The sequence below is a fragment of the Pseudoalteromonas sp. TB25 genome (assembly GCF_000497995.1).
GTDB classification, from domain to species: Bacteria; Pseudomonadota; Gammaproteobacteria; order Enterobacterales; family Alteromonadaceae; genus Pseudoalteromonas; species Pseudoalteromonas distincta.
The window spans coordinates 1-10,455 of record NZ_AUTI01000282.1 but is presented as its reverse complement, the minus strand read 5'-3'; the positions used below and the strand labels follow the sequence as shown (position 1 = coordinate 10,455).

The window sequence follows — 10,455 nt, the reverse complement described above, 5'->3', positions numbered from 1 at the left end:
CTACCGTTATATTCGCTGGTGGCGAAAATGGTGAAATAAAAGGCTCGTGCCGCTCTATTGAAGGGCTACACATGCGCGATTTACTCGAAGGACTTAATACCGCCGACCCGCATTTAATTAATAAATTTGGTGGTCACGCAATGGCCGCCGGTTTAAGTATTAACGAGCAACACTTTAACGACTTTAAAAAAGCGTTTGATGCCGCAGTTAGCGCGCAACTAAGTGAAGAAAGTAAACGCTGCATTGTGTTTACCGACGGCGAGCTGCCAAACGACTGCTTTACAATGGATTTTGCCCAGCTATTAAAGCAATCGGGCCCGTGGGGTCAGCAATTTCCTGAGCCGGTGTTTGAGCATACCTTTGAAGTAATACAGCAGCGCATAGTAGGCGAAAAGCATTTAAAGCTCGTGTTAAAGCACCAATCTGGTCGATTAGTTGACGCCATTGCTTTTGGTATTGATGTAAAAGAGTGGCCAGATACTGAGGCGAAGTTTGTAAAAGTAGCGTATCAGCTCGATATAAATGAGTTTAGAGGTAAATTTACGCTGCAATTAATAGTTAGAGAGCTTGAAAAAGTGCATTAAAAAATATGTAATATCATGCATAAAATGCTAATAAAGCGCGCGGTTTTTTGTTAAAATCGGGCGTTTTTATCATTTGACGATAATTTATTGCGAAAATCCCATTTAAAGGGGCGCAATTACCTAGCCATTTTGGAGTGATGTACATGTTTGAAGTGAATCCTGTGATTAATCAAATCAAGGAAATTCGCGAACGTACTGAATTGCTTCGGGGGTACCTTTGACTACGCTCTTAAACAAGAACGCTTAGAAGAAGTTAACGCCGAGCTTGAAGATTCAGCCGTATGGAATGAGCCTGAACGCGCACAAGCGCTTGGCCGTGAAAAATCAGCATTAGAAGCGGTTGTTGAAACAATCGATAACCTAGTAGCCGGTACTGACGACGTTGAAGGCTTACTTGAGCTAGCTGTAGAAGCTGAAGATGAAGATACCTTTGTTGAAGCGCAAAGCGAACTTAGCGATCTAAACGAGCAGTTAGAAGGTTTAGAGTTTCGTCGTATGTTTTCGGGTCCTCATGACTCAAACGATGCTTACCTTGATTTACAATCAGGTTCTGGCGGTACTGAAGCACAAGACTGGTGTAACATTTTACTTCGTATGTATTTACGTTGGGGCGAGGCTAAAGGCTTTAAAGTTGAGCTAGTTGAAGCGACCGACGGTGATGTTGCCGGTATTAAAGGCGCAACTGTCCGCTTTGTTGGCGAATACGCTTACGGTTGGCTACGTACCGAAACTGGTGTGCACCGTTTAGTACGTAAAAGCCCATTTGACTCAAGTGGTCGTCGTCATACTTCATTTGCTTCTGCGTTTGTATACCCAGAAGTTGACGATAACATTGAAATTGATATGAATCCGTCAGACCTGCGTATAGACGTTTACCGTGCATCGGGCGCGGGTGGTCAGCACGTTAACACCACCGAATCGGCGGTTCGTATTACTCACGTACCAACAAATACGGTAGTGCAGTGTCAAAATGAGCGTTCGCAGCATAAAAATAAAGCCCAAGCGATGAAGCAGTTAAAAGCTAAATTATTTGAGCTTGAGCTACAACAGCAAAATGCTGAAAAACAAACGCAAGAAGACGCTAAATCTGATATTGGTTGGGGTAGTCAAATTCGTTCATACGTACTTGATGACGCACGCATTAAAGATTTACGTACAGGCGTTGAAAACCGTAATACCCAATCGGTACTTGACGGTAACTTAGATAAATTTATTGAAGCCAGCCTTAAATCTGGCCTATAACCACCAAGCTAATAAAGAGCTAAAAAATGACTGATAAAATCCAAGACGAAAACAAGTTAATCGCTGAGCGTCGCGGCAAGTTAGACGCTATACGCGAAAATTGCCCAGCCAACGGTCATCCAAACCAATTCCGTCGTGAGCATTACACGGCTGATTTGCAAGCCCAGTTTGGTGATAAAAGCAAAGAAGAATTAGTAGAAATGCAAGAAGTTGTGTCTATTGCTGGCCGTATTTTAGCAAAGCGTGGACCATTTTTTGTAATTCAAGACATGAAAGGTCGCGTACAAGCGTATGCATCTAAAGATGTTCAAAAAGATCTTAAAGAAAAATATGGTCAACTAGACACTGGCGATATTATTGGTGTTAAAGGCGCGCTAAATAAATCAGGTAAAGGCGATTTATACGTAGAAATGACTGAGTACCAATTATTAACTAAGTCACTTCGTCCGTTACCTGAAAAATTCCATGGCTTATCAGATCAAGAAACAAAGTACCGCCAACGTTACGTTGATTTAATTACTAACGAAGCAACGCGCGAAACATTCCGCATTCGTTCACAAGTAGTTGAAGGCATTCGTCGCTTTTTAGCAGACCGTGACTTTATGGAAGTAGAAACACCAATGCTACAGGTTATACCTGGCGGTGCATCTGCGCGTCCGTTTGTAACTCACCATAATGCGCTTGATATCGACATGTACTTACGTATAGCGCCTGAGCTTTACTTAAAGCGCTTAGTGGTAGGTGGTTTTGACCGTGTATTCGAAATTAACCGTAACTTCCGTAACGAAGGGTTATCTACGCGTCACAATCCAGAATTCACAATGATTGAATTTTACCAAGCATACGCTGATTACATCGATTTGATGAACATCACTGAAGACATGTTACGTACGGTTGCAGAAAACGTACTAGGTAGTGCAGTTGTAGTTAATACAACTAAAGACGAAAACGGCGAAGTAATTGACTCAGTTGAATACGACTTTGGCCAACCGTTTACACGTTTAAGCATGGCGGACGCAATTTTAAAATATAACCCTGAGTTTGATGCTGCGGTATTTAACGACCCAGAAAACCACTTTGACGAATTAAAAGCGTACGCTAAACAAGTGCACGTTAAAATTCCTGAAAACTGTGTTTGGGGCCCAGGTAAGTTCTTGTGTGAAATATTTGAAGAAACAGCAGAACACATGCTTATTCAACCTACGTTTATTACTGGCTACCCGTGGGAAGTTTCTCCACTTGCACGGCGTAACGACGAAAATGCATTTGTTACCGACCGTTTTGAATTTTTTGTTGGCGGTCGTGAACTTGCAAATGGTTTCTCTGAGCTTAACGATGCACAAGACCAAGCAGAGCGCTTTACACGCCAAGTTGAAGAGAAAGACGCAGGCGATGATGAAGCAATGCATTACGATGAAGACTACATACGCGCACTTGAGTACGGCTTACCGCCAACTGCAGGTGAAGGTATTGGTATTGACCGTTTAGTAATGTTGTTTACTGACTCATCTACAATTAAAGACGTTATTTTGTTCCCGCATATGCGCCCGCAAGCTGACTAAGCTTTGAGTAGAGCAAAGTAAGTTAATAAACGCCGCTTAATAGCGGCGTTTTTTTATTTTGTATTAGTATTTTAATTAATAAGTACTACACTAAAAATTAAATGTAGTTATTAGTGCTGGTTAATGTGCAATTCAGCTTCACTAATTTATTGTTATTGGCAGTTTTTAATATTAAAACTAACAGTGCTATAACTTTTTAGTATGATTGTTTTTTAAACATATGTTGTATTTATGTAAAGGTTTTAGCTAGAATACGCACGAAATTTACACTGCTTGGTATTTAGCAGTTAAGTATAGATTCTTAAAGGACTTAGAATAATAGTATGAAAGACAAACGAGTAGATGATTTTTCAGAAGAGGGCACATCAGAGCAAGAACGAAATGCTTATTACCGTGCTTGTATTGCTGAATTTCAACAGTTAGGTTACCAAGAACAGTATTTGGCTCAGTTAACTGATGACTTAGTTCCCGTGCTAGGTGTTAATCCTTCAAATAAAAACGCGTAACCCGCTTAAATTTCAAACTAATTACACTTTTAAACCAAGCATATGTGCAATCTATAACCATATAATCGTTTTTGGTAGAAAAGTGTTTGACATATTTTCTGAAATCTTTATTATACGCCCCACAAGACGGAGAGGTGTCCGAGTGGCCGAAGGAGCTCCCCTGCTAAGGGAGTATAGAGTTTGTAGCTCTATCGAGGGTTCGAATCCCTCCCTCTCCACCATACTTAATTTAAACCACTTGATTGTGGTTTTTTTGTGCCTAAAATTTAACACCGATACTAAATTGGGAGGGTGAGAACCCTCGACAGGGTTCGACAAAATGTCTGGAACATTTTGGGCCGCTGCAAGCGTCGCGCAGCGATTGATTACATGGATGTAAGCAAGTCTACCCCCCTCTGGAACATACTTAATTTAAACCACTTGATTGTGGTTTTTTGTGCCTAAAATTTATAAAAACTAAACAAATTGTGCCTAGTAATAACTTAGGGCATTATTAACACAACTTTAGCCACTTTTAGGTTTAGCTATGATCCGGTTCATATTGCTATCATTTTGCGCGGCAGCACCATTTTTTACCTTGGCACAAAGTACAACAGTGTATAAGTGTGTAATTAAGGGCGTTCCTACTTTTAGCCAAACGCCTTGCGCTAAAGATGCACAAGTTATTACTCTTAAAGATATAAATGTAATTGAAGCATATAAAAGCTCTACGCCCGGTAAAGGTATTACCGATACCTCTGTTGATGACTACTTAGAGGTTCAGCAAATAGAGCGTGAAATAAAGCGCCTTGAGCTATCTATTGAACAAAGCCAAAAAGAATACGCAGCTAAAAAACAACAAATAGATTATATGACCCAAGATAAGGCCAATCGTTTAGGCGCTTCGTCTATTGCTGATGCTATCGCAACTAAAACAAATTCATTAAAACAAGCCTACGACGCATCAATTAGTCAAACGCAGCAAAAAATAGAGTCATTAAAGCAAAGAAAGCAGCAGCTTAGCCAAAACCCTTAAGCGCTCGTTTTACTATAGAAATAAATTGCGCAACGTCTTCTTGAGTATTATAAATATGTGGCGATACTCGTATTCCAAATTTGCGAGCATCTACACTGACTTTCGCTTTATTAAGCTCTGTAAGTACATGGTCTTGCTGCTTGTTAAAAAACAAAATAACAGTCCCGCTGCATTTATCACCACTCATAGGTGATACAACATATTCGCTTAGTTGCTCATGAATAAGCGTAAGCATCGCTAAGTTATGCACCCTTACCTTATGAGCTGTTAGCTCTGCAAAGTAGGTAATACTATTTGCGGCAATAATATAAGGCGCTACAGAAGGGGTGCCACCCCAAAACTTGAGCGCACTGGCGTTATATTCAAAGTGGTTAATATCGAACTCAAATGGATTTTGATGCGAAAACCAACCCACATCTTTAGGCTCACAATACTCTATTTGATTTTTGTTAACCCATAAATAAGCTGCACCTGGGCCACCACATAACCATTTAACGCTCGAGCCAATCATAAAGTCCGCATCGAGCACGCTTAAATCAAGCGGTATAACCCCCGCTGACTGAGCAACATCAACTATTGATAAACTATTGGTTAATTTACTTATAGCTACAATATCGTATACAGGCGCCTGTACACCTGTATTTGAATACACATGGCTTATAAAAACCAAGTCGATATCGCAAGTTATATAGCGCTGCCAAACATTAATATCAGTTAGGTTTTCGTGCTCTGGTATAAACATAATTTGTGCGCACTCTGGTAATGCTTTTTGCATTGCAAAACCCATGCTCGGAAAATCACTTTGCGCCATAAGCACTTTACAATTTTTTTGCTGTAATCGAGGGTGCGACATAAGCAACTTTGTTAAGCCACTTGATAAATTAACTTGAGGACAAAACTGCGAACTAGGCGCATTAAATAACTTACTAAGTGCGCTAGTAAATTGCTCAACTGCGGGAAGCCATTGCTGCCAAGGTTCTTTACTTGAGCTCTCCCATGGTAAAAAATAGTGCTGTGCTAAATATTGCTGTGTATTTTTAAGAGGACGCCCTACCGAGTGGTTTAATAAATAACAGCCATCGGCCATACAAAAATCGTTTTTAAGCATGTTATTTAATCCATTTTTTAAGTGTATTTAGATCGTCAAAACGTGTTTTTATATCGTCGCGTTTTGCGCTGGCTCGCCTATCTCTTAGTTTTTCGAGCGAATCAAGCAATACATGAAGCGGCGGACCACTTGCTGTTACTTTACTCATATACTGCTGTTGCATATTTTTTGAAGGCTGAGCAATAAACTTTTCAACCAGTTGATTATGATGACCGACCGCGGTGTCACCATGTAATTTACACACTTGGATAAATAACTTTGCGTGGTTTTTAAACCAACCTGTATTTTTATATTGCTCTGCTTGTAAAAAGTCATCCATAAAGCTTTGCATACGCATGGCTTCTCGTAGTATTTGCTGATCCTCTGGCATCATATATAAAAACTTATCCACCAGCATTTGCGAGTAACTAGGCTCGTTTGCGCTACAAAGGCCTAGTAACATATCAATCACGTTAATACCTGCAAAGTCACCAGCATTTGCACCTCTGTAAACCTCTTTACCTACACGATACGGTTTATAATAAGGGCGAACGCAGTTAAAAAAGCGATCTGTATCGAGCTCAGAATAAAGTGCATTATTTGATTCAATAACATCTATAAGCGCTTGTTTAGCTACTTTTAATAACTCACCACACAAGGGGTGTGAAATGCCTAACGGCAGTATTTTTAATAAAGCATCACTTGCTCGTTTATAGGCCAAAATACCTTGGGTGTTGTAATCAATAAATAGCTTTTCATCGGGTAAATTAGTAAATCGTTTATAAATACCGTTAAGTGCTTTGTTATGAGTAGTTAAATGGGCGGTAGCAAAACGAGGGGTTACGCCAATGGATGCACCAATATGCATAGCAAGCGCTGAGGCTTCTATTAGTGGAGAGGTGGTTTCTCTGCTTGGCTCAGTAATTTCATGGCGCCTACACGCTGCCATAAACAATCCTACGTTACCGAGTAAGTCAAAAGCGCTATCAAAGCCTTGATCTGTGTTGCCCTCGGCTAATAAATTGCTAACTAATGCGTTGCCTTTTTTTTCTAATTGTTGCTTTAAGGCCTCGCCTACCCCTTCTACATTTGCTTTATCGGTTTGCTGCCAATAAAGCTGCTCTAATTCACTATTTAAAGTGACAAACTCTGTTCGTATCCAGTGATCGAAAATAGCGGTATGTGTGTTCATTGTTGTGCTCTATTATTTTTATAGTTAAATGCTAACAGAGTTCAATGAGGGTAAAACGCCAAAAAAATTAGTAAAAACTGCAATACTTAGCAATAATCACTACAAATATAAAAATAATTAATAAAAGCCGACAACTATGTTAGATAAAAAAGATCAGCAATTACTCGTTGCACTGCAAAGCCAAGCTCGTATGTCGGTTTCAGACTTGGCCAGTAGTATTAACCTATCGGATACACCTTGCCTAAGACGTATAAAAAAGTTAGAGCAAGAAAACATTATTACCGGCTACCNCGCCGCCATAAACCCTAAAGCACTTAACCTTAATGTGTTGGTATATGCGTTTGTGCGATTAAGCCAAAACTCGGTAAGTGCTGCAGAGCAATTTGAGCAACATGTAGAAAAATTACCACATGTATTAGAGTGTTGTGTAATATCAGGGAGCTATGATTATTTATTAAAAATAATTGCCCATGATCTTGAGAGCTACGAAACGTTTGTAAAACATCAACTAGGTGGCTTAAGTTGTATCGCAAATATAGAATCAACAGTTGTGCTTAAACAATCATTTAGCAAAAAACAGTTACCATTATAAAAATAACCCAAATAACTTACTGTTAGCTATACTGATATTTCAAAACGATAATAATAATTGCTTGGACCTTATGTGAAAAATTTTAACTCTAAAAATCATTCTATTATTTTTTACATCATGTTTGCTTTAGCATATTTTTTAGTGGGTATAGCACTCACTAAACTTGCTTTTAATTCGCAAATAATTCCAATTTGGTTACCTGCTGGTATAGCTTTGGTCGGTTGTTATATTTGGTGGTGGCGCTTTATCCCGCCTTTATTTGTAGCTGCAATTGCATTTAATTTAAATATTTTTGATAGTTCAGCTCATGAGCTAGTCCTTGTCGGTAACTCATTTAACGAGGCTATGTATATCGCCTTTGGTGTGGTTATACAGGCAATGGTGGGCGCTGCTTTACTAAAATTTTGGCTTGGCCACCCACTACGCTTTAAAAAGCGTAAAAACATAATTTACTTTATTCTCGTCATAGCCATATTAGTCAGTTTAATTTCGGCTAACTTTGGCGTGTTCGCTCTTAGTCAATTTAACTCAGTTTACAGTATTGATAATCATTGGAAGAATGTTATTTACTGGTGGCTTGGCGATACATTAGGAGTAATAATTGCAACTCCGTTTTTACTTTCTTTATTACCACAAAAGTCTAACCAACATAATATATCGGCGTTTCCAACAATTGCAGTATGTTCTATTTTATTTGTGTCGGTTGCGGTCACAACACAGCTATACGATCAAGAAAACCGTATAAGCACAATTAAAATCGCCGAACGTGAAGTCCATGTTATAGAAAACAGCCTTTATAGATATACAAATCGCAGTATTATTGCAGTGCAGAGCCTAGCAAGTCAGGTTCAATCATCTTCAACATTAAGCCAACAAGATTTTTATTCTTATGCTAGCCAATTACTAACCCAGCATGCGTTTATTCACGCTTTATCGTGGAATGCAAAAATACCTCAAGATCAACGAGACGTCTTTGCTCAAGAGATATCAAACATTTACCATTTAGATGTTGATGTAGTAGGTGAGCCTCTTGAAATTAGCGATCCCCTTGTTATAGTAAAATACATAGCTCCTTTTAATGGTAATCAAAAAGCTATTGGCTTTAATGTATTTTCAAACCCTGATCGAAAAAATTCCCTGCTTAACCCTGCTATAAAATATATGCCCGTAGGGACTAAGATAATTCAACTAGTACAGACCAAACAGCCTAAGCCAGCTTATTTATTATTTGCTCCTGTGTATTCTCAAAGTAACGATAAAGAAACAATTAAAGGCTATGCCACAGGTGTATTTTTAGTACGAAGTATTATTGAACAAGCTATTACTAAACAGCAGTCTGATATGTTTTCGATTGGTATATATGAAGATACAAATACACCGCCGTTTTATAGTAATTACTCTCAAGATGTTCAGCAAGCCAAAGGCAGCCGTTTAATGTCGTTTGACGTGGACTTTGCAGGGCAAAAATGGATTGTAAAACTATCCCTTAAAGAAAGCTTTTTAACACAACATAATAGTCAGCTAACTTTATTATTACTCATACTTCAAGTTGCCGTATGTTCTTTAATTTTAATGGTTTTACTACTGTTTAATCAGCAACAAATAGCGCTTACACGTCAAGTTGCAGAGCGTACACACTCACTCGCACAAGCAAAACAGCAGTCCGATTTAGCTAATCAAGCTAAAAGCCAATTTTTAGCTAATATGAGCCACGAAATACGAACACCGCTCAATGCCGTTATTGGTTTTTCTTCACTTGCTCGCGAAACAGACACTGCAACTACACTCATTGGCTATTTAGATAAAATAAACTCATCATCTAAAAGTTTATTAAACTTAATTAATGACATTCTTGATATATCAAAAATAGAATCCCAAAAGTTAGTTATTGAATCTATTGCATTCGACCTAGGTGCCTTAATAACACGCATAAACAATATGTTTGAACAAAGCGCTGTTAACAAAGGTATTAAATGGCAAGTTAACTCAAAGCTACCTTTAGATACCTGGTTTATTGGTGATCCGATGCGAATTGAGCAGATATTACTTAATTTATGTAGTAACGCGATTAAATTTACAAGCCAAGGCAGCGTTACTTTAAACATAGAAACAGAGTTTACTGCCGCCAATAAAGTACAGCTTGTTATAACCATTAGGGATACCGGAATAGGTATAAAGCCAAGCCAACATAAAAAATTATTTAATGCATTTACCCAAGCTGATAGCTCTACCTCTAGGCAATTTGGTGGTACAGGGCTGGGCTTAACAATAGCAAAAGAGCTAAGCCAATTAATGGGGGGAGAAATAGCACTTGAAAGTGAAATAGATAAAGGCTCTACGTTTACATTTTCAATGCAATTAGAAACAACAGAGCCTAAAAAAGAACATGTTATTACATTTGATAATACTAATATTACTTCGCTAGACATTTTGGTCGCAGAAGACAACCCAGTGAATCAAATGGTTATTAAAGCGATGCTTGGCTCGCTGGGGATTGTGCCGTATATAGTAGAAAATGGCGAACTGGCCGTTGATATAGTTAAAAAGCAGCATTTTGACTTAGTGCTTATGGATTGCCAAATGCCTGTAATGGATGGCTATAGGGCAACGGCCCTAATCCGCCAGTTTAAAACCGAACAAGAACTCCCGATTATTGCTTTAACTGCCGACGTTAT

9 protein-coding genes and 1 tRNA gene are annotated in these 10,455 nt (G+C 38.8%); 8 read left to right on the top strand and 2 right to left on the bottom strand.

What is annotated here, in order from left to right; genetic code table 11:
- From L652_RS0109800 to L652_RS0109770, 6 genes are all read left to right on the top strand, one after another.
- The coding region (locus L652_RS0109800; protein ID WP_024603429.1) for a DHHA1 domain-containing protein at positions 1–584 on the top strand (584 nt) is incomplete at its 5' end.
- 143 nt (positions 585–727) lie between these two features.
- Positions 728–1,826, top strand: a protein-coding gene (gene prfB / locus L652_RS0109790) for a peptide chain release factor 2 (RefSeq protein WP_139015393.1) whose coding sequence is annotated in 2 segments (ribosomal slippage) — positions 728–802 and positions 804–1,826 — 1,098 coding nt in all. Because the reading frame shifts where the segments join, the coding sequence is not laid out codon by codon here.
- A gap of 26 nt (positions 1,827–1,852) precedes the next feature.
- Positions 1,853–3,388, top strand: coding sequence for a lysine--tRNA ligase (gene lysS / locus L652_RS0109785; protein WP_024597675.1), 1,536 nt, complete (start codon positions 1,853–1,855; stop codon positions 3,386–3,388).
- 323 nt (positions 3,389–3,711) lie between these two features.
- Complete coding sequence (locus L652_RS0109780) at positions 3,712–3,894, top strand: hypothetical protein (protein WP_024597674.1); 183 nt, start codon at positions 3,712–3,714, stop codon at positions 3,892–3,894.
- Positions 3,895–4,022: 128 nt separating this feature from the next.
- A tRNA-Ser gene (locus L652_RS0109775) sits at positions 4,023–4,115 on the top strand.
- A 305-nt stretch (positions 4,116–4,420) separates the two neighbouring features.
- Complete coding sequence (locus tag L652_RS0109770) at positions 4,421–4,909, top strand: RNA-binding protein (protein ID WP_024597153.1); 489 nt, start codon at positions 4,421–4,423, stop codon at positions 4,907–4,909.
- Here L652_RS0109770 and L652_RS0109765 read toward each other — a convergent pair.
- Together L652_RS0109765 and L652_RS0109760 are read right to left on the bottom strand one after the other, a co-directional pair.
- Positions 4,893–6,017, bottom strand: coding sequence for an aminotransferase class V-fold PLP-dependent enzyme (locus tag L652_RS0109765; RefSeq protein ID WP_024597154.1), 1,125 nt, complete (start codon positions 6,015–6,017; stop codon positions 4,893–4,895). The genes L652_RS0109770 and L652_RS0109765 overlap by 17 nt on opposite strands.
- Before the next feature lies 1 nt (position 6,018).
- The gene (locus tag L652_RS0109760; protein WP_024597155.1) at positions 6,019–7,188 is read right to left on the bottom strand and encodes a monodechloroaminopyrrolnitrin synthase PrnB family protein; all 1,170 of its coding nucleotides are present in this window, start codon (positions 7,186–7,188) and stop codon (positions 6,019–6,021) included.
- Positions 7,189–7,324: 136 nt separating this feature from the next.
- Here L652_RS0109760 and L652_RS0109755 point away from each other — a divergent pair, with 136 nt between their 5' ends.
- Together L652_RS0109755 and L652_RS0109750 are read left to right on the top strand one after the other, a co-directional pair.
- Entirely contained in the window at positions 7,325–7,780 is a 456-nt protein-coding gene (locus tag L652_RS0109755; protein ID WP_024603428.1) for an Lrp/AsnC family transcriptional regulator, read from the top strand.
- Positions 7,781–7,852: 72 nt separating this feature from the next.
- Positions 7,853–10,455: ATP-binding protein (locus L652_RS0109750; protein WP_024603427.1), on the top strand; the 2,603-nt coding region annotated here is incomplete at its 3' end.